At 43.6% G+C, this 26,203-nt stretch carries 27 protein-coding genes; 11 read left to right on the top strand and 16 right to left on the bottom strand.

The genetic code is table 11. The features are described 5' to 3' along the window. Positions 1 to 50 precede the first annotated feature (50 nt). The gene (locus KHS38_RS18310; protein WP_213490006.1) at positions 51 to 1,460 is read left to right on the top strand and encodes an alpha/beta hydrolase family protein; all 1,410 of its coding nucleotides are present in this window, start codon (positions 51 to 53) and stop codon (positions 1,458 to 1,460) included. A 73-nt stretch (positions 1,461 to 1,533) separates the two neighbouring features. Here KHS38_RS18310 and KHS38_RS18305 read toward each other — a convergent pair whose 3' ends face one another. The 4 genes from KHS38_RS18305 to KHS38_RS18290 form a co-directional block, all read right to left on the bottom strand. Continuing rightward, on the bottom strand, positions 1,534 to 3,693 hold the full coding sequence (locus KHS38_RS18305; protein ID WP_249665471.1) for a putative porin: 2,160 nt from the start codon (positions 3,691 to 3,693) through the stop codon (positions 1,534 to 1,536). A 6-nt stretch (positions 3,694 to 3,699) separates the two neighbouring features. Then, on the bottom strand, positions 3,700 to 4,548 hold the full coding sequence (locus KHS38_RS18300; RefSeq protein ID WP_213490005.1) for a purine-nucleoside phosphorylase: 849 nt from the start codon (positions 4,546 to 4,548) through the stop codon (positions 3,700 to 3,702). Then, positions 4,511 to 5,575: a tetraacyldisaccharide 4'-kinase gene (gene lpxK, locus KHS38_RS18295; RefSeq protein ID WP_213490004.1), complete on the bottom strand. Its 1,065-nt coding sequence runs from the start codon at positions 5,573 to 5,575 to the stop codon at positions 4,511 to 4,513. The genes KHS38_RS18300 and lpxK overlap by 38 nt, the downstream gene beginning before the upstream one ends. Before the next feature lie 75 nt (positions 5,576 to 5,650). After that, positions 5,651 to 6,217, bottom strand: a complete 567-nt coding sequence (locus KHS38_RS18290) for a hypothetical protein (RefSeq protein WP_213490003.1) — start codon at positions 6,215 to 6,217, stop codon at positions 5,651 to 5,653. A gap of 160 nt (positions 6,218 to 6,377) precedes the next feature. Here KHS38_RS18290 and KHS38_RS18285 point away from each other — a divergent pair, with 160 nt between their 5' ends. Next, entirely contained in the window at positions 6,378 to 6,767 is a 390-nt protein-coding gene (locus KHS38_RS18285) for a nuclear transport factor 2 family protein (protein WP_213490002.1), read from the top strand. 106 nt (positions 6,768 to 6,873) lie between these two features. Then, positions 6,874 to 8,508 carry an L-glutamate gamma-semialdehyde dehydrogenase gene (pruA, locus tag KHS38_RS18280; protein ID WP_213490001.1) on the top strand — a complete coding sequence of 545 codons (1,635 nt, stop codon included), beginning with the start codon at positions 6,874 to 6,876 and terminating at the stop codon, positions 8,506 to 8,508. Positions 8,509 to 8,655: 147 nt separating this feature from the next. Here pruA and can read toward each other — a convergent pair whose 3' ends face one another. From can to KHS38_RS18265, 3 genes are all read right to left on the bottom strand, one after another. Further along, positions 8,656 to 9,324, bottom strand: coding sequence for a carbonate dehydratase (can, locus tag KHS38_RS18275; RefSeq protein WP_213490000.1), 669 nt, complete (start codon positions 9,322 to 9,324; stop codon positions 8,656 to 8,658). 25 nt (positions 9,325 to 9,349) lie between these two features. Beyond that, the gene (locus KHS38_RS18270; protein WP_213489999.1) at positions 9,350 to 10,111 is read right to left on the bottom strand and encodes a YoaK family protein; all 762 of its coding nucleotides are present in this window, start codon (positions 10,109 to 10,111) and stop codon (positions 9,350 to 9,352) included. 338 nt (positions 10,112 to 10,449) lie between these two features. Then, on the bottom strand, positions 10,450 to 10,743 hold the full coding sequence (locus KHS38_RS18265; RefSeq protein ID WP_213489998.1) for a hypothetical protein: 294 nt from the start codon (positions 10,741 to 10,743) through the stop codon (positions 10,450 to 10,452). 169 nt (positions 10,744 to 10,912) lie between these two features. On the opposite strand from KHS38_RS18265, the gene KHS38_RS18260 reads away from it, so the two are divergent. The 5 genes from KHS38_RS18260 to KHS38_RS18240 all read left to right on the top strand — a co-directional run bounded on the left by KHS38_RS18260 (position 10,913) and on the right by KHS38_RS18240 (position 17,559). After that, positions 10,913 to 11,326 (top strand): GNAT family N-acetyltransferase, encoded by a 414-nt coding sequence (locus tag KHS38_RS18260; RefSeq protein ID WP_249665470.1) that lies wholly within the window; start codon positions 10,913 to 10,915, stop codon positions 11,324 to 11,326. Positions 11,327 to 11,539: 213 nt separating this feature from the next. Further along, positions 11,540 to 12,655: a M42 family metallopeptidase gene (locus tag KHS38_RS18255; RefSeq protein WP_213489997.1), complete on the top strand. Its 1,116-nt coding sequence runs from the start codon at positions 11,540 to 11,542 to the stop codon at positions 12,653 to 12,655. Positions 12,656 to 12,755: 100 nt separating this feature from the next. Continuing rightward, entirely contained in the window at positions 12,756 to 13,655 is a 900-nt protein-coding gene (locus tag KHS38_RS18250) for a nucleotidyltransferase family protein (RefSeq protein ID WP_213489996.1), read from the top strand. Positions 13,656 to 13,845: 190 nt separating this feature from the next. Next, positions 13,846 to 15,201 (top strand): BamA/TamA family outer membrane protein, encoded by a 1,356-nt coding sequence (locus KHS38_RS18245; protein ID WP_349627939.1) that lies wholly within the window; start codon positions 13,846 to 13,848, stop codon positions 15,199 to 15,201. 96 nt (positions 15,202 to 15,297) lie between these two features. Continuing rightward, complete coding sequence (locus KHS38_RS18240) at positions 15,298 to 17,559, top strand: glycoside hydrolase family 31 protein (RefSeq protein WP_213489995.1); 2,262 nt, start codon at positions 15,298 to 15,300, stop codon at positions 17,557 to 17,559. A 147-nt stretch (positions 17,560 to 17,706) separates the two neighbouring features. Here KHS38_RS18240 and dnaK read toward each other — a convergent pair whose 3' ends face one another. Continuing rightward, positions 17,707 to 19,614 (bottom strand): molecular chaperone DnaK, encoded by a 1,908-nt coding sequence (gene dnaK, locus KHS38_RS18235; protein WP_213489994.1) that lies wholly within the window; start codon positions 19,612 to 19,614, stop codon positions 17,707 to 17,709. Between the two features lie 207 nt (positions 19,615 to 19,821). On the opposite strand from dnaK, the gene KHS38_RS18230 reads away from it, so the two are divergent. From KHS38_RS18230 to KHS38_RS18220, 3 genes are all read left to right on the top strand, one after another. Further along, positions 19,822 to 20,349 (top strand): GNAT family N-acetyltransferase, encoded by a 528-nt coding sequence (locus KHS38_RS18230; protein WP_213489993.1) that lies wholly within the window; start codon positions 19,822 to 19,824, stop codon positions 20,347 to 20,349. A 29-nt stretch (positions 20,350 to 20,378) separates the two neighbouring features. Beyond that, a complete protein-coding gene (locus KHS38_RS18225; RefSeq protein WP_213489992.1) occupies positions 20,379 to 20,948 on the top strand; it encodes a Crp/Fnr family transcriptional regulator in 570 nt (189 codons plus the stop codon). 107 nt (positions 20,949 to 21,055) lie between these two features. After that, positions 21,056 to 21,490 carry a carboxymuconolactone decarboxylase family protein gene (locus KHS38_RS18220; protein WP_213489991.1) on the top strand — a complete coding sequence of 145 codons (435 nt, stop codon included), beginning with the start codon at positions 21,056 to 21,058 and terminating at the stop codon, positions 21,488 to 21,490. Positions 21,491 to 21,569: 79 nt separating this feature from the next. Here the strand turns inward: KHS38_RS18220 and rplQ are convergent, their stop codons facing one another. The 8 genes from rplQ to map all read right to left on the bottom strand — a co-directional run bounded on the left by rplQ (position 21,570) and on the right by map (position 26,199). Continuing rightward, positions 21,570 to 22,121 (bottom strand): 50S ribosomal protein L17, encoded by a 552-nt coding sequence (rplQ, locus tag KHS38_RS18215; RefSeq protein WP_213489990.1) that lies wholly within the window; start codon positions 22,119 to 22,121, stop codon positions 21,570 to 21,572. A 126-nt stretch (positions 22,122 to 22,247) separates the two neighbouring features. Continuing rightward, positions 22,248 to 23,240 carry a DNA-directed RNA polymerase subunit alpha gene (locus KHS38_RS18210; protein WP_213489989.1) on the bottom strand — a complete coding sequence of 331 codons (993 nt, stop codon included), beginning with the start codon at positions 23,238 to 23,240 and terminating at the stop codon, positions 22,248 to 22,250. Positions 23,241 to 23,360: 120 nt separating this feature from the next. Continuing rightward, positions 23,361 to 23,969 carry a 30S ribosomal protein S4 gene (gene rpsD / locus KHS38_RS18205; RefSeq protein ID WP_213489988.1) on the bottom strand — a complete coding sequence of 203 codons (609 nt, stop codon included), beginning with the start codon at positions 23,967 to 23,969 and terminating at the stop codon, positions 23,361 to 23,363. Between the two features lie 66 nt (positions 23,970 to 24,035). Continuing rightward, positions 24,036 to 24,425, bottom strand: coding sequence for a 30S ribosomal protein S11 (rpsK, locus tag KHS38_RS18200; RefSeq protein ID WP_213489987.1), 390 nt, complete (start codon positions 24,423 to 24,425; stop codon positions 24,036 to 24,038). Between the two features lie 124 nt (positions 24,426 to 24,549). Next, the gene (rpsM, locus tag KHS38_RS18195; protein WP_213489986.1) at positions 24,550 to 24,927 is read right to left on the bottom strand and encodes a 30S ribosomal protein S13; all 378 of its coding nucleotides are present in this window, start codon (positions 24,925 to 24,927) and stop codon (positions 24,550 to 24,552) included. A 73-nt stretch (positions 24,928 to 25,000) separates the two neighbouring features. Beyond that, positions 25,001 to 25,117: a 50S ribosomal protein L36 gene (gene rpmJ / locus KHS38_RS18190; RefSeq protein ID WP_074487407.1), complete on the bottom strand. Its 117-nt coding sequence runs from the start codon at positions 25,115 to 25,117 to the stop codon at positions 25,001 to 25,003. A 7-nt stretch (positions 25,118 to 25,124) separates the two neighbouring features. Continuing rightward, entirely contained in the window at positions 25,125 to 25,343 is a 219-nt protein-coding gene (gene infA / locus KHS38_RS18185) for a translation initiation factor IF-1 (RefSeq protein WP_022833270.1), read from the bottom strand. A 64-nt stretch (positions 25,344 to 25,407) separates the two neighbouring features. Further along, positions 25,408 to 26,199: a type I methionyl aminopeptidase gene (gene map / locus KHS38_RS18180; RefSeq protein ID WP_213489985.1), complete on the bottom strand. Its 792-nt coding sequence runs from the start codon at positions 26,197 to 26,199 to the stop codon at positions 25,408 to 25,410. Between the last annotated feature and the right edge of the window lie 4 nt (positions 26,200 to 26,203).

The following is a 26,203-nucleotide window of genomic DNA, read 5'->3' as shown; positions in this document are numbered from 1 at the left end:
CTTTTTTCGTTACCACAATCACTTAAATTGCTGAAGATTAATTTTATATCATGAAAAAACACCTGATAACCTTATTATTGATTGCATCGGTACATACGCTAATGGCCCAAAGTATTGCCGGCAACTGGTATGGCAACCTAAAAGTACAGGGGCAGGCCCTGCCTATTGTATTTCACATTACGCAAACCGGCAACACTTACACCACTAAATGGGACAGCCCCAGCCAGGGTGCCAATAACCTGGATACCAAAGCCACTACGCTTAAAAACAATATAATACAAATAGATGCTTCGCAGTACGGTATTGTATATACGGGCAACTTTTTGCCAGATAGCAATAAGATAAACGGCACTTTTAGCCAGGGTGGGCTAAGTATGCCCCTGGTACTTACGCCTAACAAGCAGGAAGCTGCCGCCCAAAAGTCAGACCGCCGCCCGCAGGATCCAAGCAGCTTTCCGTACAAACAGGAGGAGGTTACCTTTATCAATCCCAAAGGCGGCAATAAACTGGCTGGTACACTTACGTTACCAGCCAACGGCAAAGCCTCTAAAATTGTAGTGCTGATATCCGGTTCGGGTGCGCAGAATCGCAACGAGGAGCTGATGAACCACCGCCCGTTTTTAGTATGGAGCGACTGGCTTACCCGCCAGGGCATTGCCGTATTGCGGTATGATGACCGGGGCGTTAATCAATCAACCGGTAACTTCCAGACGGCCACTACTGCTGATTTTGCAGATGATGCTGAAGCGGCCGTTAACTTCATTAAGTCAAGAGAAGATTTAAAAGCATTACAAGTTGGCTTAATAGGCCATAGTGAGGGCGGTATGGTAGCGCCTATGGTGGCCAGCCGCAATAAGCAGGTAAACTTTCTCGTACTGCTTGCCGCACCAGGAGTGCCTATTGATCAGTTATTGATTAAGCAGAGCGCCGACCTGCTGCATGCCAGAGGCGTGAAAGATAGTATCATTAACCTGGATAAAGGCGTAAAGCAAACTATTTATAAAGCGGTAAAGCAATACAACAACTTACCTGCCGCAACCTTTAAGGGCAAGCTGGATACGATAACAGTTACGTATCTGCGTAAAATTGACCCGCAACCGGTAAGTGATAGCATTGCTTATAAAGTTGCCAGGAAACAATATACTGATGAACTGGCTACCCCGTGGTACCGTTACTTTATCACTTTTAACCCGGCACAGTATCTTACTCAAGTTAAATGCCCTGTACTGGCTCTTAATGGCACACTCGATTTGCAGGTTGATGCCGGGGCCAACCTACCGGGTATCAAAACCAGCCTGCAAAAAGCCGGTAACAAAAAGTTTGAAACAGTGCCCCTGCCCGGCCTTAATCACCTTTTTCAGAAGGCTACAACCGGCGATGTAAGCGAATATGCCAAGATTGAAGAAACCGTAAATCCGGCTGCCTTGCAAAAGGTATCGTCCTGGATCAATGGCTTATAATGCTGATAATTTATAACAACAAAGGCTCATCAAAATGATGAGCCTTTGTTGTTATATCTAAGTGGCAATTCCCTTAATTATAAAACGTCCATGATACGCCAAATTTCAGCTGCTTGTCGGGCATCGGGTAACGGTTAACCGTGTAATAGCCCTGACTTTGTAACCCTTGGTTGGCGTAATCATATTGTAAAAACAGGTTGGTGCGGTACAAGGTTGCTTTTACATAAGGCGTAATGATGGGATACGATGTAAAGGTAACCTCGGGCCCGTTATAAAACTGGCTGATGCCAATAGCGTAGGATGGCGCTACATAAGGTGTATTGTACCGGATGTTAACGCCTAACGTGGTATTCAGCACCCGGAAAAATAATTTATTATAGGCTATGCTGGCATAGTTGTAAAACTCAGGCGTGCGCAGGGTTGACTGGTAATCTGATTTCTGATAAACAAAATAATCTTCAAAACGCCAGTGCCCTACGTTGATGGTTTTGCCTGCACTTATTTTGAGCATGTTGATAGCCGAGCCTAACTGCGCCGGAACAACATCAATACCGCCCGGCGTTACCGATGCAAAGTACTGATAGCCGTTTATTAAAAAGTACTCGGCTTTTACGTCAAACTGCAGCTTGTCATTGATATAGTTAAATGACAGGCTGTTGGTTTTTTGTTTTCCTATATCCGTGTTTCGGAAAATGTAGTGATTGGATACCCAGTTGGTATAAATAAGCGGTGCCTTGTTGTTTTGTACATAGGCCCCCAGTATAATTCGGCCGGCACGCTCACCACCCGATAACGTAAGGCGGGCATCGTACAAATAGTCGCCAAAGTTATAGCCCTGTGCCACCTGCTGAAAATCGCCGTCCAGCCCTACTCTATCGCTAAAACGATAACTGAATTTGGCATTCAGCTTAATGTTATGATAGGTTTGCGCTCCGTTAGATACATTACGCTTTTGAAGCACATAAGCGGAATTTACAACAGCAGAATCGAGCACATATTGTTTAAACGTATACCAATCATCGGTCAACCCAACATCCAGCTTTACTTCATTTTTTACAAAGCTTACCGACTTGCCCCTTAAATAAAAACTGTAAGAAAACTCATTATGGATATTCCGGAAATAAACTGAATCGCCGGATAAGTTATTACTGAAATAGGCGTCCGGGAATACGCGGTAGGTATCCTGCTCATTTTGGGTAAACCTGTATTTACGAACATTATAATAAAATGTGTGCGATAAGCGCTGGGTAGGTAAAATCTTTATACCTTCTTTATCATTGGCATGCAGCGTATCAATACGGCCTAAGTAATAATACTGTTTCATGTACAAGCCATTATTACGTTGGTTGAGATTGGAACTGGCCAGCCGCACATTCTCATAATACCGGTTAAAGCTTGTTTGTGCGCCGGTTGCAAATAAATTATCGGTATAGGATCCGTTTTCGGGTGCCTTTAAGTTGTTGAACAACAGATTAGCCAGCATATTGTACCGCTTGCTGCGCGATTCATACCAGCTAAAAACACCGGCATTCAGGTGCCCTACGTTTTGCCGGCGGTGATAACCGCGTGAGCCAATAGTATTGAAAATAGCTCCTACATTCCAGTTGGGCTTTAAGTTTTGCGTATGTATGGCTCTGAAAACCTGTTCGGCCGTTGGATTAGTAAACGCACCGCCCACATAAAACAGCCGGGTGTAGGCTACACGTGTACGGTAATAGTCTATATCCTGCGGGTTTAGCACATAGGCATCCAACGAGTGCATGCCCACATCCAACCCTATGCTTTTTTGAGGTTCGAACAATAAGGAGCGTTGCGGCAACCCTAAGTTGCCCAGGTGTATGCGCGGACTACGCGGCTGGTTGATGGGACTGTAATTCTCGAACCCGTTAAGGCCGGTATCCAGCGGAAAAACCTGTGTGCTGTCTTTCAACAAATACTCATTCGTTATCTTAACAAACTTGGAAGTGTAAATTACGGTATCACGCTTATCTTCCTCACGTTTGCGCAGGGTATCCAGCAGCTCATCGCCGCTCAGCTTACGCCCCGCACTTCTGGCAGTATCATTAATGGGCGTAGTTTGCCCTGGGTTAGGCGAATACGGTCGCATTTGTGCCATAACCGGCTGCAGGGCAAAGGTCAGCAACAATACCAGCAGGTATGCCGTTCTTTTAACCATCAGCCTGCTTACGCTCCATTCCGGAGCTTCCATTCTCTTTTCCAGCGTATTGAACATTAAGGTTTAAATTCCCTCGGTTACTGCTTGGGCAGACGCGGGTAATTGTGCAATCAGTTCTTTTAATATCAGCGTTAATTTGGGCTCGGCTTTTTGCGCTACTTCTATAATTTCCTCAACGGATACCTTTTTCAGCGTTTCTGGGAAACCCTCATCTGTAAGCACAGAAATAGCACAAACCGGCAGCCCCATGTGGTTGGCCACTATTACCTCGGGCACGGTACTCATACCTACCGCATCGCCGCCAATAATACGCAGGTAGCGGTACTCGGCACGGGTTTCGAGGTTAGGGCCGGTTACTGCTACATAAACTCCTCTATGGCAGGTAATATTGTTGGCTGCTGCAATATCCAGCGCATTTTGTATCAGGTCTAACCGGTAGGGCTCGCTCATGTCCGGAAAGCGCGGACCCAGGTCGTCATCGTTTCCACCAATCAGCGGATTATCAGGCTGCAGATTGATATGATCGTCAATCACCATCAGGTCGCCTTTTTGAAAAGCCGGATTAAGCGCACCGCTGGCGTTGGATACAAACAATGTTTTGATACCCAGGATTTTCATTACCCTAACCGGAAAGGTAATTTCCTGCATGCTATAACCCTCGTAGTAGTGCAAGCGGCCCTGCATGGCCACAACTTTTTTGCCAGCCAGGCGGCCAAATATCAGCTTGCCGGAATGGAACTCCAGCGTAGCTACCGGAAAATCGGGAATATTGGCGTAAAGCAATTGCTTTTCCACCTCAATTTCGCTTACCAGTCCGCCCAGACCGGTACCTAATACAATGCCCACTTCGGGCTCGAAATCACCTATGCGGTTTTTAATGTATGCTGCGGTGCGTTGTATGTTCTCTAACATAATGGTTGATGATTTGATTAAACGGCTGCTTGCCGTTGTTTAAAAATTGTATCCCGATGGGCAACACCCAAACTGGCAATGCTTCTGTATACGGCAGCAATGCGGGTTCGCGCAGGCGCTGTGCATCCTTTTCGGTTGTAATAATAATCTTGCTGGACGTATTACAAACGTGGAAAGCCTCAGCAAGTTTAGTAATATTTTTCGGGCCGAATTGGTGATGATCAGGATATTTATGGTGTATAACATTTTGCGTAAACTGCCTGATGTGCTTTAGCAGAGGCTGTGTATTGGCAATACCAGTTAGTAAAAACACGGTAGTATCGGCATCTATTTCACCACTCACGGCCATGCCCTCCATATCCCGCATGGGCAAATAACTAATGGCTGTAAAAAACACCTGCTGATGCGCATAAGGACGGATGCGCTTTATAATTTCATCCTGCTGGTGCATGGTTATTTGAGGCGGGCATTTGCTTACTACCAGTGCATGGGCCCGCTGCCTGCCGCTAAAAGGCTCGCGCAGGTTGCCGGCCGGCAGCATTAAATGCGGCTCGTTTATGGTTGTGTAATCGAACAATAGAATACTCAGCCCCGGCTTTACCGCACGGTGCTGGTAGGCATCATCCAAAATTATAATCTCATGATTGGGTATTAACTCCTGTATGCCAACGGCGCGCTTTTCGCAAACAGCCACCGTAATGTCCGGAAACTTTTGCTTGAATTGTGCCGGCTCATCGCCTATGGTTGCGGCCGTACTGGCATTATCGGCTATTAAAAAGCCTTTGGTAGTACGGCCATAGCCCCGGCTCAGGGTAGCCAGTTTGTACTCGTTCTTTAGCAAACGTACTAAATATTCAGTCATGGGGCTTTTGCCGGCACCACCAACATTCAAGTTGCCTACTGATATGATTGGAAAGTTAAATTCTTCGCTCTTAAAAATACTTGTACGATAACACCAGTTACGGATGATAACCACCAACCCATAAACCAGCGAAAACGGAAAAAGCAACCAGCGCAGGTATTTCATACAGGGCGTAAAGATACGAAATGGCAGTGAGGCTATGACTGCATTTTGATACCGTGTAATTGTAACCGGCTTAAATCAAAACTCCAGCTTATCATGCCGTGCAGCCTGTTTACGGGCCGAGTCGCCTACCTCGAAATAGAAAAAGTTGGCGGTGTACCGGGGCGCAGGGGTAGCTTCCGTATTAGTGGTATCTATAACAGGCTGACCTTCGTCGGCCTTTTTGATACCGTACTTGGCGTACTGGGTACCTTTTTGCCATACACTAACCGGAATGTTATTTTGGTAAGTATCGTTCCGTTCAAAATTGGCGATCAGGTTTCGGCCACTTACTGGTTTATAACCGGCCTTTTGCTTGGCATTTTCCAGTTCACTTTTCAGATCGTCCATGGCATCGCTGATATCGGCCGGGGTTTCGCCGTATAATATAATAGCGCTGAGTTGTTTATAAATATTGTACTGGATAACTACATTAGCCCTTACATCGCGGTTACCGGCCTGGATTATTATGTGGTTTTGGTTCTTGTACTTCTGATACAGGCGGTCAACATCCAAAGTGGCAGTGGCCGGTACAGCGGTTTTCTTTTGCGCAAAGGCCAGGCTGGTTAAAAGTGTACAGATAAGTATAAGATAAGCTTTTTGCATGCTATTTTTGTATCAGTAAGATAGAACAAAAATAGCAGATTTGCAGGGATTAAGGAGCTGGATCGAGAAAATTAACCGCGATTATTACTACCACACAACCACTAAAAAGCACCATCAATTCGTCATAGCAGCACCTACCTTTACCTGCAAATTCTATTGTATGGAAAAGAGACATCCATTGCCGCCGTTTAACTTGGAGACGGCTACGCAGAAAGTGCAAATGGCCGAAGATGCCTGGAATACGCAAGACCCGGCTAAAGTAGCCTTGGCTTACACGGTGGATACCGAGTGGCGCAACCGCGATCAGTTTATTAACGGACGCGAAGCAGTAGTTGCTTTTTTAACTGCAAAATGGGAAAAAGAACTTCATTATAAACTCAGGAAAGAGCTGTGGGCTTTTATAGACAACCGCATTGCCGTACGGTTTGAATACGAGTATCAGAACCTGCAAGGCCAATGGTTTAGGGCATACGGAAACGAAAACTGGGAGTTTGATGAAAACGGCCTGATGCGAAGAAGATTTGCCAGCATTAACGACCTGCAAATTTAAGAAACGGAACGCCGTTTGTAATCAATATTATCATACTAATCACATACCATAGCAGGAGTACATTCATCCCCGGCAAAAATCTTATCTTTGCAAAAAATTAGTATCTATGTTAAAAGGATTTTTCAATGTGCCGGAGCCTGTAAATGAGCCGGTACTGAACTACGGCCCGCGCAGTGTGGAGCGTGCCGCCCTGAAAGCCGCGCTTGACGAAGCCCGCGCCCAGGTGATAGATATACCAATGTACATTGGCGGCCAGGAAGTACGTACCGGCAAAACGGTTGAAGTACGCCCGCCACATGATCATAAACACTTACTGGCTACTTTTCATGAGGGTGATGCCAGCCATGTAACCGCAGCTATTGATGCTGCCCTTGCTGCTAAAGAAGCCTGGGAAAATCTGCCCTGGGAGCAGCGTGCTGCTATATTTTTAAAAGCTGCTGATTTAGTTGCCGGTCCGTACCGCTCTAAAATCAATGCCGCTACCATGTTAGGCCAGTCTAAAAACGCCTACCAGGCCGAAATTGATGCTGCTTGCGAGTTAATCGACTTTTTGCGCTTCAACGGGCAGTACATGACCGAGATTTACCAGCAGCAGCCACAATCGAGCAAGGGTGTTTGGAACCGTTTGGAGCAGCGCCCGCTTGAGGGCTTTGTGTTTGCCATTACACCATTCAACTTTACGGCTATTGCCGGTAACCTGTGTGCCGCACCAGCCCTGATGGGTAACGTGGTGGTTTGGAAACCTGCCCCTACTCAAATGTATGCAGCTAATGTGCTGATGCAGATATTTAACGAAGCTGGCGTTCCTCCGGGCGTTATCAACCTGATTAGTGTTGACGGACCGGTGGCTGGTGACGTAATATTCAGTCATCCTGATTTTGCCGGTTTACATTTTACCGGTTCTACACATGTTTTCCAAAACCTGTGGAAAATCATTGGCAACAACATTCACTTGTACCGCAGCTACCCGCGCATTGTGGGCGAAACTGGGGGTAAAGACTTTGTACTGGCACACAGCAGCGCCGATGCGGATGTAGTAAACACAGCTTTGGTGCGTGGCGCATTCGAGTATCAGGGTCAAAAATGTTCGGCTGCTTCACGTGCTTACGTTCCAAAATCATTATGGCCTACAGTAAAAGAGAAAATGCAGCGTGATATTGCATCATTCAAAGTTGGTCCGGTTGAAGATTTTGAAAACTTTGTAAATGCCGTAATTACCGAAGCTTCTTTTGATAAGCTGGCTAAATATATTGATGATGCCCACGCTGATGCAAGCGTAGAAATTATAGCCGGTGGCAAATACGATAAATCGGTAGGTTACTTTATTGAGCCAACCGTAATACAGGTGCAAGATCCTTACTATTTGACCATGTGCGAGGAGCTATTTGGCCCGGTATTAACCGTTTATGTATACGAAGATGAGCAGTTTGAAGAGATCATGAGCATTATTGATAAAACCTCGCCTTACGCACTTACCGGTTCTATCATTGCACAAGATCGTTATGCTGTTGCTTTAGCTACACAGCGTTTGCGCAATGCTGCAGGTAACTTCTACATTAACGACAAACCTACAGGTGCTGTAGTTGGCCAACAGCCGTTTGGCGGTGCACGCGGATCAGGTACGAACGACAAGGCCGGTTCTTTACTGAACCTGCTGCGCTGGGTATCGCCACGCACCATCAAAGAAACCTTTGATCCACCGAAAGATTACCGTTATCCGTTCCTGACCAAGGAAGTATAACCATGCTATACATAAAGAGCCGCTATTTAATTATAGCGGCTCTTTTTATATTGATTATTATTTGCAATAAAAAAGCAGGCCTCGCGCCTGCTTTTTTGATTAAACACTAATTAAACACTAACTTATATAGATATTGAAGGGACGTGGTTATTCGAAGCGGAACACTTGGGTTAAGTGTTCGTTACTTTTACAGCTTACTTGCAGATCGGTAATTTCGCCACTGTTAAGTGCATACACCCAGCCATGAATGCTTAGTTCCTGGCCGTTTTTCCATGCGTTTTGCACAATTGACGTTTTACACAGGTTTTCAACACCATCTATCACATTCAGCTCCACTAAACGATCGCCGCGCTTAGCTTCATCTTCAATACCATCCAGTTCTTTGGCGTGGAAACGGTATACATCTTTAATATGGCGCAGCCAGTTGTCAATTAAGCCTACCTGCTTATTGCTCATGGCAGCAAGTACACCACCACAACCGTAATGGCCAACCACAATTACGTGCTTAACCTGTAATACATTTACTGCATAATCCAGTACCGACAGCATGTTCATATCGGTATGTACTACAACGTTGGCAATATTGCGGTGTACAAATATTTCGCCGGGGTTGGTATTGGTAATCTGGTTGGCAGGTACGCGGCTATCTGCGCAACCAATCCACAATACCGGTGGCTTTTGGCCATTGGCCAGCTTGGTAAAAAATTCAGGATCTTCAGCTAAAGCTTCCTGTACAAATGTTTTATTACCTTCCAGCAAGCCTTCATAAGTGATATGACTTGTATCGTGAATCTGTTTTGTTAAATGAGCACACATAGTTTATATATTTATTGTAAGTGAGTTAAATTTTAGATATCTGTTTCTTCCGTTCGCTGCTTGCAAATAGTTGTGTTAGTTTATGCAAAGCAATAGGCGAAAGATCGTAATACAAAATGGTAAGTAAAACAAGTGGTATGAAATAGAAGATAACCAGATCATACTTGTTAAAGAAATAACCACCAGCCAAACCGCCAATGATATAAAACAACAAGATGGTAAGCCTTACATAGATACGGTTTTGCACAGGCTTAGCTTCATTGGTTTTCCGAACATGCAACCACTCGGCAATATCGCTGCCCAAATCGGTAAACAAGCCGGTTAAGTGGGTGGTTTTGATGAGTCCGCCGGATATGTTAGACACCAGACCGTTTTGCAATCCCATCGAAAACAACAGGGCAGTTATTACAATAACACGTTCGCTTTCTGTTTCCTCATAAAAGTGATGTCCATAAACAGCTACCAGAAAGAGGACAATAACTTCGATAATGATAGGTGTAGCATGTGCCTTATACCTGCTGGTATCGCGAATAGACCGGGCTAAAAAGTTGGCCAGAAAGGCCCCGAAAAAGAAAGCGAATAACCATATGCTAAACACTACAATTTCATGAAAATCTTGTTCAACAATGTTTTTGGCCAGCGTGGCAACGTGCCCGGTTATATTGGCGGTAAACACCAAAAAGGCAAGCACACTGGCTACGTTGGTTACCCCCGATACAAAGGCTGTTGATGAAGCCAGCATCAGGTTTTCTTTAAGCGTCCGTTCGTCTTTAAATCGTCTCAGCATACATCTTTTCTATCAATACCCTTAAAAGGCAGGGCGCATTAGTTTTTAAAATTGTTTGTTACTTTATATTCTGGTGTTTTAAAAACACCCTTAATGTTTAAATTAACGAAGAAATTTTGCCGGATTTCTTATCCGGTTCGCTGTTATAAGCTATTGCTGAACATCAAACACAATGCCTTAAATAGCCGGTAAATCCATTGGCTCGTGATATAATCAGCACGTTACATTCAGCAGCATTTGCTGTATTGTTAAAGCTAATACATGGATAAATAGAACCTCGTGAATATCAAAATCACGAACAAAGAGGAAAGATGACGGAGCCTTGAGCACCGCCTTAATTACGCCAGTGAGTTGGGAGGAGGCGTAGGTACGTTAGGGTGATAAACCTGCGAGGGCAAAGCATGCTCCTGGTTGTGCAGGTGCTTAGTTTCAATAATTTCTACAATGTGTTCAAAAAGATGCAAATCCAAAAAGCTCTCGTCGCAAAACTTCTTATCTTTTACAGCATCTTTCTCCACATCATCCTTATCGTTTTTATTTTCCTGTTCAAGCTGCATAATAACCGCCCTTACAGTGTTGCTGTGTTTATCTTTACCAAAACTCATAAAGGCAGGCGCAACCGATATAACCATCTTTGTAAAAAAGATAATTAAGAATAATATGCAGATCCCTATTTTGTAGCCTTGCGGTTTCATTGGTTTATGTGCAATAATAACAATTTTTGTTAATAACTATTATCATACGCCACAAGATTACAATTCGTTTATCTTGTTGTTTTTATAAAATAAAAATACTGACATTTTGACTACAATACTGATAGAGCAAATACGTCCGGAGCTTACCTGGCGATTAAGGCGGGAGGTGTTATACCCTAATGAACCTATGCATGCCATGGAGATGGAAGAGGATAAGCAAGGCCTGCATTTTGGCGCTTTTACTGATGACAAACTGGTTGGTGTAATTTCCCTATTTCAGAACGGAGTGGATTTCCAGTTCCGCAAATTTGCAGTAGCTCCCGGGTTACAAGGACAGGGTATTGGCAGCTTAATGCTACAGCATATTACCGGCTTTGTGCAACAACAGGGCGGCAAACGGCTATGGTGCAACGCCCGCACTACAGCTATTAGCTTTTACCTGCGTGCAGGCTTTCATACCACGGGCCAAACCTTCGAGCGCAAGAGCGTTAGTTTTGAGATACTCGAAAAACTATTTTAAAAAGAAAAAGCCGGCTTCCCCAAAACCGGCTTTTCAATATTAACTTCAGAAAAAAATTTTACTGGTGCAAATCAACCACATGCATATAAACTAAGTATTAAGTGAATAATAATATTTATGTTGCAACGCACAAAAATTGGTTAAAACAAATCAATTATTACTGCTTTGTTATATTTGCTTATTTACTTATAAAAAACAACCATTTAAATTACTATGGCAGAACAAGATAACAATGCCCCACAACACCAAACTGTGGTAACCAATAATTCACTGGCTTTTTTTGAGAAATACATTAACAACCCTTCACCTACCGGTTTTGAATGGAAAGGCCAGGAACTATGGCTTGAATACCTGAAACCATACATTGATGAGTATTTTGTAGATAACTACGGTACTGCTGTTGGTGTGATTAATCCACAGGCTGAGTATAAAGTAGTGATTGAGGCTCATGCCGACGAGATTTCGTGGTTTGTGAATTACATTACCAGCGATGGTTTAATTTATGTAATACGCAACGGCGGTTCCGATCATCAGATTGCCCCATCGAAACGGGTAAACATCCATACCGATAACGGCATTGTAAAAGCCGTATTTGGCTGGCCGGCTATCCATACCCGCCAGGCTGGTGAAAAGGAAGAAGCTCCTACCCTGAAAAACATTTTCCTGGACTGCGGCTGCACCTCAAAAGAAGAGGTTGAAAAATTAGGCATTCATGTAGGCTGTGTAATTACTTATGAAGATGAGTTTACCGTGCTGAACGACCGCTACTACGTTGGTCGCGCGTTGGATAACCGTGCCGGCGGTTTCATGATTGCTGAGGTTGCCCGTTTGCTGAAAGAAAACAACAAGCAATTGCCATTCGGCCTATACATTGTAAATGCCGTACAGGAAGAGATTGGCTTGCGTGGCGCCGAGATGATTGCCCACCGCATTAAACCTAACGTGGCTATTGTAACCGACGTAACCCACGATACCCAAACCCCGATGATTAATAAAGTGGTGCAGGGCGATCTGGCCTGCGGCCGTGGTCCGGTTGTATCTTATGCGCCAGCGGTGCAAAATAATCTGAACAGGCTGCTGATCGAATCGGCTCAAAAAGCCGGTATACCGTTCCAGCGTCAGGCATCATCACGCTCAACCGGTACAGATACGGATGCATTTGCCTACTCTAACGACGGTGTGCCATCGGCCCTGATTTCACTACCTTTGCGCTACATGCACACTACTGTTGAGATGATACATAAGGAAGATGTGGATAACGTTATCCGCCTGATTTATGAAACTTTACTTAACATTGAGGCCGGTCAGGATTTCCGTTATATTAAATAATTAATTACTTTAAACAATTAAAGCTTTATATTGTATTTATGCTATCAAAAGCTTGCATACAATATAAAGCTTTACAATAATCTACTTTTACACTTTAAACATGAAACCTACACTACTTATCCTGGCCGCAGGCATGGCCAGCCGCTATGGCAGCATGAAGCAGGTTGACGGCTTTGGTCCTAACGGAGAAACTATAATTGACTACTCTATTTATGATGCTATTAAGGCAGGTTTTGGCAAAATAAGCTTCATCATCCGCGAGGAATTTGCAGAAGCTTTTAAAGCTAAATTTGAGCCTAAATTACAAGGCCGTGTGGAAACCGACTACGTTTTTCAAAGCTACGATCTGACACCTTTTGGCATAGATAAAACCGTAGAGCGCGCTAAACCATGGGGTACTGCGCATGCTGTATTAGCAGCACGCAACCAAGTGAACGAGCCGTTTTGCGTAATCAATGCGGATGACTTTTACGGTTATGAAGCGTTTGAAAAAATGGCGCAGTTTTTAACCACCGAGGTAGCCGATGATAAATACTCATTAATGGGTTACCAGATTGACCGTACTTTATCTGACTACGGTTCTGTATCACGTGGCGTATGTAAAGTTGATGAAAACGGTAATATGGTTGAAATCAATGAGCGTACCGAAGTTTACTTTAAAGACGGCGACGTATTTTTTAAAGATGCCGAAGGCGAGCACCAATTAGCACCAGATACCCGCGTATCGATGAACTTCTGGGGCTTTACTCCTGCAGTTTTCAAACAAAGCGAAGAAATGTTCAAACGTTTTGTTGAGGCTAATGAGAACAACCCTAAAGCCGAGTTCTTTATCCCGTTGGTGGCTGATGAACTGATTAAAAATGGTACTGCATCATTCAAAGTAATCCCAACCGGCAACAAATGGTTCGGTGTTACTTATAAAGAAGATAAGCCAATTGTACAGCAAAGCATTTCTGAGCTGGTTGAGAATGGTACTTATCCAAGCAATTTGTGGTCATAACCACCCGCTTTATAAACCTGCTAAAAGCCCGGCCTCTGTGAAAAGAGCCGGGCTTTTTTTATGCACGTGTCCCCAGCTTTACAGCTTAATGTGTTACAGATGACAAACATTTTAACTCTTTCAGGAGTTCAGGAATTAAGCTTTAGTTAAAAGCGAATTCTTGCATTTATTGGATTTAACATTTCTTAACGTGGCATTCAGCAAAAACACAGGCAAAGGTTTCCATAAGCATACTCAGGTAATGCTCTTGTTTACCTTGCTTATGTTTGTAGAAAACTTTGCTTTTAGCCAGGTAGCCGCACCTGCCGATTCGTTAAAAGAAGATTCATTACGTATAATGGCTGCCCGCCAGCTTAAGCTGAGGAACGATAGTATGCTGCGCACGCAGTACGATATAGGAAACTTATACAATGATTTGTTCCGCCCGCACCGTAAGCGGGATACTGTTAAGAAGAAATCATCAGGCATTACTGTAATACCCAATGTGGCAGCCAATCCCAGCATTGGATCGCAAATTGGCATCAAAGCCGTTGCCGGCCGGGTATTGGGTACCGATCCAACCACACTAATGTCGGTAGGTGCCACATCGGCTTCTATTACTACTAAGGGTATCATTTATTTCTACATCAACCACAACGTTTTTACCAACGCCAATAAATGGAACTTGCAAGGCAGCATCATTGCCGCCAAAACCGTAACGCCTGATTTTGGCCTCGGTATTGGCCGTGCAGCCAATGGCAGTACGGAAGACCAAATTTTGAGCGATCCTAATCGAAAAGGCTACGTGCTGCACTCCCAGTTTTACAGCCTACGCGAACGTGTGTATAAGCAGATAGAAGATAACTTGTTTTTAGGCGCAGGCGTTTCGTTTGATATCCGCCGCAAGATTGAAGACCGTGCCGCAACCAATAATCAGCTTACGCCCTACCACATTTATAGTGACCGGTATGGAATTGACCCGGATAATTATATGGCCAATGGCTTGCTCTTTAACGTTGAATATACTACCCGCGATAACCAGAACCGTGCCTACAAAGGCATATATGCCGATGCAGGTTTCCGCATCAATCAAACCTGGATAGGCAGCACCAAAAATGCCGTACAGTTTACGGTTGATGTGCGCAAGTACTGGAGCTTATCCAAACGTAATCCTGAACATGTACTGGCATTCTGGAACTGGGGTTCGGCCATTATCAGCGGTGCCGTGCCTTACCTGGAGCTGCCCGGTACAGGTAAAGACCCAAGCCTGCGTAGCGGCCGTGGTTATATCATCGGTTACTTTAAAGCGCCCCAGTTTTACTATTCGGAGCTGGAATACCGTTTCCCGATCACCAGAAACAAATTTATCAGCGGTGTAACTTTTGCCAATGTACAAACGGCTAATGATGAAATGGGCACCAAGATTTTTCGCCAGTGGCAACCGGCTGCAGGCGGAGGCCTGCGGGTATTGTTCAACAAAGCTACCCGTACCAACCTTTGTTTGGATTATGCATTTGGCCGCTACGGTTCAAAGGGTTTCTTTCTGGGGCTGAATGAAGCATTCTAATATAGGTTATAAATCCTGATTCAGCCAAACTAACCCGCTTATAACGCTGTTGATTTACTACCGGCCCTATCCACCCGGTAATAATCTATACGTGTTATGGAATTCAAAATCATCGGTAATACCCAAAGCATTAATCAGCGTAACGATACTTTGATTCTCGACACTGCCGAAGCGCAGGTGCAAGTGAGTATTTACAGTCCAACCATTATTAGGGTAAATGTAACCCGCCAGCCTGATAAGCCGGTCAGTTCGTTTGCCGTGATACGTGAAGCCTTACCAGATCTATCTTATGAAGAGAACTTGCATGAGCTTATTATAAATACATCGGCCCTGCAATTACGTATTCAGAAAGATCCGTTACGCATGGCCTTTTATACAGCCGACGGCAAACTGTTGAGCCAGGATGATGAACGATTTGCCATAAGCTGGCAGGATACGAAAGTGATGAATCACCGCAAGGTACACCCTGATGAAAAGTTTATTGGCTTGGGCGAAAAGACAGGGAACCTGAACCGTCGTGGCAGCGCTTATGTAAACTGGAATACCGATGCAGTGAATTATCAAACCGAAAGCGATCCGTTATATCAAACATTTCCTTTCTTTATCGGCATCCACAGCGGGCTCACTTATGGCCTGTTTTTAGACAATACCCATAAAACTTACTTTGATTTTGCAGCCTCGACCGACGACCAGTTTATGTGGCTGGGTGCCGATGCCGGTAACCTGGATTATTACTTTTTTGGTGCACAAACCGTAGCGGGTATTATTGAAGATTATACTTGGCTCACCGGGCGTATGGAAATGCCCCCCTTATGGAGCTTAGGTTACCAGCAATGCCGCTGGAGTTATATGAGTGCCGATGAGGTACTTGAAGTTGCCCAGGGCTTTCGAGACAGACAAATACCGGCCGATGTGATTTACTGTGATATAGATTACATGCAGGATTACAAAATATTTACCTGGAATAAAGAGGCCTTTGCCCGGCCTAAAGAATTTATAGATAAACTGAAGGATATAAATTTCGAGCTGGTTACCATTGTTGATCCGGGTATAAAGATTGAGAAAGGTTATCAACAATATGATGAAGGTGTGGAGCAAGGATATTTTGCCACTTACCCCAACGGTGAAAATTACACAGGCGAAGTATGGCCCGGCCGTTGCCATTTTCCGGACTTTTTTAGGGAAGATGTACGCGAGTGGTGGGGAGCTTCTTTCTGCGCCTTGACAGACCCCGGCGTTGCCGGTTTCTGGAACGATATGAACGAGCCATCGGCCTGGAACCAAAACGTGCCGTGGATTGTAAAGTTTGGCGATAAATTTATGCCCGAAGTACGCAATGCCTACGGTATGCAAATGGCAAGGGCAACTTACCACGGTACCCGCAAGCTGTTAGGGAACCAGCGTCCTTTTGTACTTACCCGTGCCGCTTATTCGGGCACGCAACGCTATTCGGCCGTGTGGACGGGCGATAACACCGCCTCAGATGCACAACTGCTTTTAGGGCAGCGCCTGGTAAACAGCTTGGGCCTTACCGGCATGGCTAATGTGGGTGTGGATATTGGCGGCTTTAGCGGCAACCCTACACCCGAGCTAATGGTGCGCTGGAACAGTTTAGGCACGTATACGCCCATGTTCCGCAACCACGCCATAAAAGGATCGGACATGCGCGAGCCCTGGCAGTACGGCGAGGGTAACGAAGCGCTTATTAAGCAGGCTATTGAACAACGTTACCGTTTACTCCCCTACCTGTATGCTACTTTTTATCAGGCTACTCAAACTGGCATACCAGTAAGCCGTACCCTGGCTATTGATTATGCACACAATGAGAATATATATAGCGTAGCTTACCAGAACCAATTTCTGTTTGGTGACGCGCTGCTGGTGGCACCGGTAATCAGTACTGTACAAACAGCAGATGTATACCTGCCCACAGGCAACTGGTACAGGCTAAGCACTGAACAAATGTACAATGGCGGCCAGAGTTACACTGTTGATGCACCATTGCATGACTTACCCGTATTTGTTAAAGCTGGCGCTATTATACCCATGCAAAGCGTAGTACAAAGCACTGCGGAAAAGGGCGATGGCATACTGCAATTACATATATGGAACAGCGACCAGGCAACCAGTTGTGTTTATTATGAAGACGACGGCAATACTTATGACTACGAACAGGGAACTTACTATAAAAGGCTGATCACTTTTGACCCAATAGCTCGCGAAATTAAGTTATCGGCCGTAGAAGGTTCGTTTGAATCCAGATATGAAGTAGTAAAGGTTATTCTGCATGCCTTCGATGTTGAGATTGCGAATAAGGAAGCGGATAATGTTAAGGCAGAATTTGTGGTTAAGTATTAAATATGGTAAGTGCAAACAGTGTAGGATAAGAATATATCCTCCTAATGAAAAACTAAGTAGACGCAAAGCACCAACCAGAAAAAGTCAGCGAAACAAAAGCCCCTACCAGTACGGTCAGGGGCTTTATCATTTATAAAAACTATATACTTATTTTACTTCTTCAAAGTCAACGTCGGTTACTGCGTCGCCACCGTTTTGGTTACCGGCACCGGCATCACCAGCACCTGGCTGACCGCCTTGCTGTTGTGCATCGGCTGTAGCTTTGTACATGTCTTCAGACGCTGCGCTCCAGGCATTGTTCAGCTCGTTTTGAGCTACTTCAATGTCTGACAGGTTTTTAGATGAGTAAGCAGTTTTCAAACGCTCTAAAGCTGATTCGATAGGTGCTTTTTTGTCAGCAGGGATCTTATCACCGTACTCTTTCAGTTGTTTTTCGGTTGAGAAGATCAGGGCATCAGCCGAGTTTAGTTTTTCAACTTCTTCTTTTGCCTTTCTGTCAGCATCAGCATTAGCTTCAGCTTCTTCTTTCATTTTCTTGATCTCGGCATCAGTTAAACCAGATGAAGCTTCGATACGGATTTTTTGTTCTTTACCGGTAGCTTTATCTTTAGCTGATACGTGCAGGATACCGTTCGCATCAATATCAAAAGTTACTTCGATTTGAGGCACACCGCGAGGCGCTGGCGGAATGCTATCCAGGTGGAAACGGCCTAAGGTGCGGTTTTGTGCAGCCATTGGGCGCTCGCCTTGCAAAATGTGAATCTCTACAGATGGCTGGTTGTCAGATGCAGTAGAGAAAGTTTCTGACTTTTTGCTCGGGATAGTAGTATTTGCGTCGATCAGTTTGGTCATTACACCACCCATAGTTTCAATACCTAATGAAAGTGGGGTAACGTCTAACAGTAACACGTCTTTTACTTCACCGGTTAATACACCACCTTGAATAGCAGCACCAATAGCTACCACCTCATCAGGGTTTACACCTTTTGACGGTGATTTACCGAAGAATTTTTGCACAGCATCCTGAATTGCAGGGATACGGGTTGAACCACCTACCAGGATAATCTCGTCGATATCTGAAGTGCTGTAACCAGCATTTTTCAATGCAGTACGGCAAGGCTCAATAGTACGTTTAATCAAGCTGTCGGCCAGTTGCTCAAATTTCGCACGGGTTAATGATTTAACCAAGTGTTTAGGCATACCATCGGCAGCAGTAATATATGGTAAGTTGATCTCGGTTTGAGTTGTGCTTGATAACTCAATTTTAGCTTTCTCAGCAGCTTCTTTTAAGCGCTGTAAGGCCATCGGGTCACGGCGCAGGTCAACACCTTCATCGCTTTTAAATTCGTCGGCCAGCCAGTCGATAATAACCTGATCAAAGTCATCACCACCTAAGTGCGTATCACCGTCGGTAGATTTTACTTCAAACACGCCATCACCTAATTCCAGCACAGAAACGTCATGTGTACCACCACCACAGTCAAACACAACAATTTTCATGTCTTTGTGTGCCTTGTCCAGACCGTAAGCCAAGGCAGCAGCAGTAGGCTCGTTAATGATACGGCGTACTTTTAAACCGGCAATTTCACCAGCTTCTTTAGTAGCCTGACGTTGCGCATCGTTAAAGTAAGCAGGAACGGTAATAACCGCTTCTGTAACTTCAGTACCTAAGAAATCTTCAGCAGTTTTCTTCATTTTTTGAAGAATCATAGCTGAAATTTCTTGCGGAGTATATTTACGGTCGTCGATTTCAACACGTGGGGTGTTGTTATCACCTTTTACCACGGCGTAAGGCACACGACCTGTTTCTGTAGTAACCTCGTTGAATTGGTTACCCATAAAACGTTTAATAGAGTAGATTGTCTTTTTAGGGTTGGTGATAGATTGACGTTTAGCAGGGTCACCCACTTTACGCTCGCCATTATCAACAAAAGCAACTACAGATGGCGTAGTGCGTTTACCTTCGCTGTTGGCAATAACTACCGGCTCGTTACCTTCCATTACAGCCACACAGGAGTTTGTTGTTCCTAAGTCGATTCCAATGATTTTAGACATATGATTGATTTTTCCTTTGATTAATATTTTGTGATTAACATTCACTATTTATCAATGCTTGTGCCAAGGCGTTAATGGCAGAAAAATATTATTTAAAATAAGACACGACCTATAATTTCGTCAGTAACAACAGACATTCCGGTGACAGCTTGGCAGAAAACCGGTCAAGTATTTGACCAGACGGCCATCATACTTATATTTACAACAATGCTCCATCTGGAAACCGACCGGCTGAAAATTATCCCGCTGAATTATACACAATTGCTATTGTGCAGCCAGAGCCGTGCAGCTCTTGAAGCAACGCTTGGTTTGCAACCGTCGGACATGAAGATCGATACTGCGTTCAGGGCGGAGATGGATCAAGCCATGCATAATTACTGGTTGCCAAATACCAAGGCTTATCCCGAACTTTATCCTTGGTATACCAACTGGGAAATAGTATTGAAGGATATTAATACAGCCATTGGAGGTATAGGGTTTGGCGGCTACCCTGACGATTACGGCACAACAAGCGTTGGTTATGTGATTAGCCAGCAACGGCAAGGAAAAGGTTATGCAACCGAGGCATTACTTGCCTTACTCGAATGGGGGTTTTCTTTCAGTGTATTGAAACAGGTAGATGCTGATACTACACCCGGTAATATTGCTTCGCAGAGAGTACTATTGAAAGCAGGCTTTAAGCAAATAAGCATAGAGCCGTCTGCCATACTTTATCAGCGTCGAAAAGGTATCTAAATAGTGATTAATTATTTTTTATAACCAGCATGATTAATTCGTTAATTGATCACATACAAAAGATAATTGCTCTAACCACAGAAGAGCAAACGCTTTTAAGCCGATATGTAAAACAGCAAGAGTTTAGCAAAAAAGAGCATTTGCTTACGCAGGGACAAAAAAAAACTGCATTATACTTTGTGGTACAGGGATGTTTGCGGATGTATTTTATCAAAGATAACGGCACCGAACAAATGGTACAATTTGCGATTGATAACTGGTGGATTGCCGACTATACAACACTCGACCAGCACAAACCAGCACAGTTCTACATACAGGCAGTTGAACATTCTAAAGTTTTAATATTAACGCAATCGGCACAAGAAGAACTATTAGAAAAGCTTCCCAAACTGGAACGCTACTTTCGGAAGATATTGCAACGCGCTTATGCCGCATCACAGATGAGACTCACTTATTTATTCGACCTCTCGGCTGAAGAAAAGTACAATCACTTTAACAGCCGTTTTCCGGAGTTTGTACAACGTGTACCTCAGTACATGCTGGCTTCTTATTTAGGTTTTTCTGCAGAACTTTTAAGCAGGCTAAGAGCGAAGGAATAGAAGTCTATTTCTTGATCTGGTTCAAGATTTTGAAAGATTTATTGGTACACCTTTGCTGTCACAACGCCGGCAATTCAATAACTAACAAACTATTAAATCTTAATCTCATGGAAACCAGAATCAATATAAACGAAGTACAACCCGAGGCTTACAAAGCCATGCTTGCACTGGAGGAATACATACAGAAAAGCGGATTGGATAAAAAATTATATGAACTCATCAAAATAAGGGCTTCACAAATAAATGGCTGCGCCTTTTGCCTGGATATGCATACCCGAGATGCACGCAGGTTAGGTGAAACCGACCAACGCATGCATCTTTTAAACGCCTGGCGGGAAACTACCCTATTTACAATAGAAGAAAGAGCAGCCTTAGCACTTACCGAAGAAGTTACCAAAATCCAAGGAGGGGTATCATCTCAAACATATCAAGAGGCCTTCCACCTATTTGGGGAAACAAAAACTGCGCAAATAATTATGGCTGCTATAACGATTAACGCATGGAACAGGATTGCGATTAGTACGCAGTTGCAACCACAATAGGTATAGTGGAATTAGATGCCAGGCCAACAAAAAAGCCCTGCTCATAAGAGCAGGGCTTTTCAATTTCTGTGATTAACGATTACTCGCCTTTTTCAGCGTTTTCTTCGTTTTGTGCCGGAGCATCTACAGTTGTAGTTTCGTCAGCGGCTACAGCTTCGTCAGCTGGAGTAACCTCGGCTGAAGCAGCAGGAGCAGCAGTTGCTTTAACTTTACCACCACGACGTGAACGACGGGTTGAAGCTGGAGCAGCAGTTTCTTTAGCACCGTATACAGTGTTGTAGTCAACCAGCTCGATGATCGCCATTTCAGCGTTGTCACCTAAACGGTTTTCTAATTTGATGATACGAGTGTAACCACCTGGACGGGTTGCAATTTTCTCTGCAATCTCGCGGAATAAGATAGAAACCGCATCTTTATTTTGCAGGTAGCTAAATACAGTACGACGAGAGTGAGTAGTATCGCTTTTTGATTTGGTTAACAAAGGCTCAACATAAACACGCAGTGCTTTAGCTTTTGCCAATGTAGTAGTAATACGCTTATGCAGGATAAGCGAAGAAGCCATGTTACCCATCATCGCTTTACGATGACTGTCGGTACGGCCTAAGTGGTTGTGTTTTTTACCGTGTCTCATTTTGTTGTTTGTTGTGGCACGTGCATACCGTTGGGCGGCGTTTAACCGTCAAGCCCGCGGAATTATGCCGGGTTATAAAAATAAAAAGTGAGCAATAACGTTGAATGTTATTGCTCACTCAATTGATTACTCTTCGTCCAGTTTGTATTTAGACAGGTTCATACCAAAAGATAAACCTTTTGATTTAACCAGGTCTTGGATTTCAGTTAATGATTTCTTACCGAAGTTTCTGAATTTTAACATATCAGCAACGTCATAAGATACCAGGTCTGCAAGGCTACGAATGTCAGCAGCTTTTAAGCAATTCAGTGCACGCACTGAAAGATCAAGGTCAACTAACTCAGTTTTCAGGATCTTGCGCATATGCAAGATTTCTTCATCAACCTCTTTGGTTTCCTCTTTAGCCTGAGCTTCCAACATCATATTCTCATCAGAGAACAGCATGAAGTGCTGGATAAGAATTTTTGCAGCTTCTTTAAGCGCATCTTCCGGGTGTATAGAGCCGTCTGTAGAAATATCCAGAACTAATTTCTCATAGTCTGTTTTTTGCTCTACACGGTAGTTTTCTATAGTATACTTTACATTTTTGATTGGCGTATAGATAGAGTCTACAGCAATCACACCTAAAGCAGCATCTGGATTTTTATTCTCTTCGCTTGGTACATAACCACGACCTTTACTAACGGTCAGCTCAACTTCCAGGGTAACCGCTGGGTCCATGTTGCAAAGCAGCAGGTCTGGGTTAAGTACAGAAAAGTTGTTAGAGAACTTGGTAATATCGCCGGCGTTGAAAGTATTCTGTCCGTTGATGATTACAAAGATTTTTTCTGTATCACCTGATTCACCGGTTTTTTGGAAACGCACCTGTTTTAGGTTCAGGATGATCTCGGTTACGTCTTCAACAACACCTTTGATCGTTGAAAACTCATGAGTTACTCCTGAAAAACGAACAGAAGTGATAGCATAACCTTCCAGTGATGACAGTAAGATACGACGTAAAGCATTACCAATGGTTACACCGAAGCCTGGTTCTAACGGACGGAACTCAAACGTACCCTCAAAGTCAGTCGACTTCTGCATGATAACCTTATCAGGTTTTTGAAATGCTAATATTGCCATTTATATGCTTTGTTTATTGGTTACTTATTAAACAGATATAAGACATGAAATGCCAGATATGAGCTTTCCCTTTTGGGGATAAGCCTCAAATCTAACATCTCATATCTCAAATCCAATTTCTTATTTAGAATATAACTCGACGATTAAGTTCTCTTTGATATTCTCAGGAATTTCGTCGCGGTTAGGATAGCTAAGCAACTTACCGGTAAGGTTAGCAGCATCCCATTCAAACCAGCTATATTTATTGATTTTACGACCAGCTACTGAATTAGAAATAGCTTCAAGTGATTTTGATTTTTCGCGTACTGCGATAACATCACCTGGTCTTAAAGTGTAAGAAGCAATATTTACCACCTCACCATTTACAGTGATGTGTTTGTGACCTACCAACTGACGAGCAGCTGAACGGGTAGGTGCGATACCTAAGCGGTATACGGCGTTATCTAAACGGGCCTCTAATAACTGAAGCAAGTTAGTACCGGTGATACCTTCACGTGCAGAAGCACGGTGAAATAAGTTCTCGAAGTAGCGCTCTAATACACCATAAGTGTATTTTACTTTTTGCTTTTCTTGCAACTGTACAGCGTACTCTGATTGTTTACCTCTTCTTTTTGACACGCCATGCATGCCTGGAGGGTAATTTTTTCTCTCTAACACTTTATCAGGACCGAAGATCGGCTCTCTGAATTTACGTGCGATTTTGGACTTGGGTCCGGTATATCTAGCCATTTTTTGTTGTTTTTAAAGTATCATGCAGCCTTTAACTGCAGAATCTTAGCTTTAAAAAATAATTAATTAAACTCTTCTTCTTTTAGATGGACGACATCCGTTGTGTGGTAACGGAGTAATGTCGCGGATGGTGGTAACTTCAATACCAGAAGTTTGCAAAGTACGGATAGCAGACTCACGGCCAGCACCAGGACCTTTTACAAATACTTCAACTTTACGCAGACCTAAGTCATAAGCAACTTTACCGCAATCGGCAGCAGCTTGTGATGCAGCGTAAGGAGTATTCTTTTTAGAACCTTTGAAACCCATTTTACCAGCTGAAGACCAAGAAATAGCTTGACCTTGGCTGTTAGTTAAGGTTACGATGATATTGTTGAAAGTAGCATTGATGTGTGCCTGACCTACCGGCTCAACGATTACAATGCGTTTTTTGGTTACTTTTTTAGCTTTAGCCATTTTTTTAATTATTGATTCAATGAATTACTTGATTACCGAATAATCAGGACTCATTGATCTTTGGATAATCGTTTTATTCCTAATAACAGGATCAGATTACGCCTCTCCCGCCATTAATCATTTACTATTTAGTAGCTTTTTTCTTGTTAGCAACTGTTTTACGTTTACCTTTACGGGTACGTGAGTTGTTTTTAGTACGTTGACCACGTAACGGTAAACCTTTACGGTGACGAGTACCACGGTAGCAACCAATATCCATTAAACGTTTGATGTTCAATTGAACTTCTGAACGCAGTGCACCCTCAACTTTAATTTGATCGTTGATGATACCACGAATTGCAGCTAACTGATCATCGGTCCACTCTTGTACTTTCGTATCACGAGAGATACCAGCCTGATCTAAGATAGCTTGTGCAGTTGAACGGCCGATACCATAAATGTAGGTAAGTCCGATCTCTCCTCTTTTGTTTCTTGGTAAATCAATACCTGAAATCCTTGCCATATTTTTTGATTGTTTTTAAGTTGAACGACCGAACGGCGGGCCACCGTTGTACGGCTCATTCCAATGTTTTTAATTAACCCTGACGTTGTTTGTACTTAGGGTTCTTTTTGTTAATAACGTAAAGCTTACCGTTGCGGCGGATGATTTTGCAATCAGCACTACGTTTTTTGATGGATGCTCTAACTTTCATCTCTTTGTTATTTATATCTGTAGGTTATTCTGCCTTTTGTTAAATCATAAGGGCTCATCTCCAGCTTCACCCTGTCGCCAGGTAAGATTTTGATGTAATGCATACGCATTTTACCCGATATGTGTGCAATAATCTCATGACCGTTCTCCAGCTCCACCCGGAACATTGCGTTTGATAATGCTTCCCTGATAGTACCGTCTTGCTCAATCGAGGATTGTTTCGCCATATTTTACTGATTATTACTAAATTAAGTCCGACCTAAATCGGGATGCAAAAATAAATAAATTATTTTAAATATTATTATTTTTCTCTAAAACTTCTTCTACGTAAGAGAAAGTGGATAATACATCAGGTTTGCCCTTTTTTACGGCCACAACATGCTCAAAGTGGGCAGAAGGTTTTCCGTCAACGGTTGATACCGTCCAACCATCTTTCCAAAACTTTACGCCGGCTTTACCTGCGTTGATCATTGGCTCAATACAGATAACCATACCCTCTTCCAACTTGGTGCCAGACCCGCGCTTACCGTAGTTAGGCACTTCAGGCTTCTCGTGCAGAGTTACACCAACACCGTGACCTACCAGTTCTTTAACAATACCAAAACCATGCTTTTCAGCATGTTCTTGTACAGCGTAACCAATATCGCCTACACGCATGCCGGCAACAGCCTTTTCAACACCGCGGCTTAAGCACTCTTTGGTTACACGTAACAAAGTTTTTGCAGTTTCACTTACCTCGCCAACAGCGAAGGTATAGGCGGAGTCGCCATAATACTTATTCAGGATCACACCACAGTCTACAGAAACTAAGTCCCCTTCTTGTAATACGTGATCGCTGGGAAAACCATGCACTACCTGATCGTTCATCGAGATGCATAGTGAATACGGGAAACCGTGGTAGTTCAAAAAAGCAGGAACACCACCGTTATCCCGTATATAAGTTTCAGCAGCCTTGTTTAAATCAATAGTTTTGATGCCTGGCTTAATCAGCTTGGCCATCTCACCTAAGGTTTTAGAAACAAGTAAAGAACTTTCCCTTATGAGTTCTATCTCTTCGACAGACTTATAGTGAATTTTTGACATGCTA

This window comes from Mucilaginibacter sp. Bleaf8, assembly GCF_018390515.1.
Classification (GTDB): Bacteria; Bacteroidota; Bacteroidia; order Sphingobacteriales; family Sphingobacteriaceae; genus Mucilaginibacter.
The sequence above is the reverse complement of the archived record's forward strand: the minus strand, read 5'-3'. Positions and strand labels throughout refer to the sequence as shown.

Coding starts and splice junctions, on each gene's coding strand:
- KHS38_RS18310 (WP_213490006.1), top strand. CDS start 51: ATGAAAAAACACCTGATAACCTTATTATTGATTGCATCGGTACATACG.
- KHS38_RS18305 (WP_249665471.1), bottom strand. CDS start 3,693: ATGTTCAATACGCTGGAAAAGAGAATGGAAGCTCCGGAATGGAGCGTA.
- KHS38_RS18300 (WP_213490005.1), bottom strand. CDS start 4,548: ATGTTAGAGAACATACAACGCACCGCAGCATACATTAAAAACCGCATA.
- lpxK (WP_213490004.1), bottom strand. CDS start 5,575: ATGAAATACCTGCGCTGGTTGCTTTTTCCGTTTTCGCTGGTTTATGGG.
- KHS38_RS18290 (WP_213490003.1), bottom strand. CDS start 6,217: ATGCAAAAAGCTTATCTTATACTTATCTGTACACTTTTAACCAGCCTG.
- KHS38_RS18285 (WP_213490002.1), top strand. CDS start 6,378: ATGGAAAAGAGACATCCATTGCCGCCGTTTAACTTGGAGACGGCTACG.
- pruA (WP_213490001.1), top strand. CDS start 6,874: ATGTTAAAAGGATTTTTCAATGTGCCGGAGCCTGTAAATGAGCCGGTA.
- can (WP_213490000.1), bottom strand. CDS start 9,324: ATGTGTGCTCATTTAACAAAACAGATTCACGATACAAGTCATATCACT.
- KHS38_RS18270 (WP_213489999.1), bottom strand. CDS start 10,111: ATGCTGAGACGATTTAAAGACGAACGGACGCTTAAAGAAAACCTGATG.
- KHS38_RS18265 (WP_213489998.1), bottom strand. CDS start 10,743: ATGGTTATATCGGTTGCGCCTGCCTTTATGAGTTTTGGTAAAGATAAA.
- KHS38_RS18255 (WP_213489997.1), top strand. CDS start 11,540: ATGGCAGAACAAGATAACAATGCCCCACAACACCAAACTGTGGTAACC.
- KHS38_RS18250 (WP_213489996.1), top strand. CDS start 12,756: ATGAAACCTACACTACTTATCCTGGCCGCAGGCATGGCCAGCCGCTAT.
- KHS38_RS18240 (WP_213489995.1), top strand. CDS start 15,298: ATGGAATTCAAAATCATCGGTAATACCCAAAGCATTAATCAGCGTAAC.
- dnaK (WP_213489994.1), bottom strand. CDS start 19,614: ATGTCTAAAATCATTGGAATCGACTTAGGAACAACAAACTCCTGTGTG.
- KHS38_RS18230 (WP_213489993.1), top strand. CDS start 19,822: ATGCTCCATCTGGAAACCGACCGGCTGAAAATTATCCCGCTGAATTAT.
- KHS38_RS18225 (WP_213489992.1), top strand. CDS start 20,379: ATGATTAATTCGTTAATTGATCACATACAAAAGATAATTGCTCTAACC.
- KHS38_RS18220 (WP_213489991.1), top strand. CDS start 21,056: ATGGAAACCAGAATCAATATAAACGAAGTACAACCCGAGGCTTACAAA.
- rplQ (WP_213489990.1), bottom strand. CDS start 22,121: ATGAGACACGGTAAAAAACACAACCACTTAGGCCGTACCGACAGTCAT.
- KHS38_RS18210 (WP_213489989.1), bottom strand. CDS start 23,240: ATGGCAATATTAGCATTTCAAAAACCTGATAAGGTTATCATGCAGAAG.
- rpsD (WP_213489988.1), bottom strand. CDS start 23,969: ATGGCTAGATATACCGGACCCAAGTCCAAAATCGCACGTAAATTCAGA.
- rpsK (WP_213489987.1), bottom strand. CDS start 24,425: ATGGCTAAAGCTAAAAAAGTAACCAAAAAACGCATTGTAATCGTTGAG.
- rpsM (WP_213489986.1), bottom strand. CDS start 24,927: ATGGCAAGGATTTCAGGTATTGATTTACCAAGAAACAAAAGAGGAGAG.
- rpmJ (WP_074487407.1), bottom strand. CDS start 25,117: ATGAAAGTTAGAGCATCCATCAAAAAACGTAGTGCTGATTGCAAAATC.
- infA (WP_022833270.1), bottom strand. CDS start 25,343: ATGGCGAAACAATCCTCGATTGAGCAAGACGGTACTATCAGGGAAGCA.
- map (WP_213489985.1), bottom strand. CDS start 26,199: ATGTCAAAAATTCACTATAAGTCTGTCGAAGAGATAGAACTCATAAGG.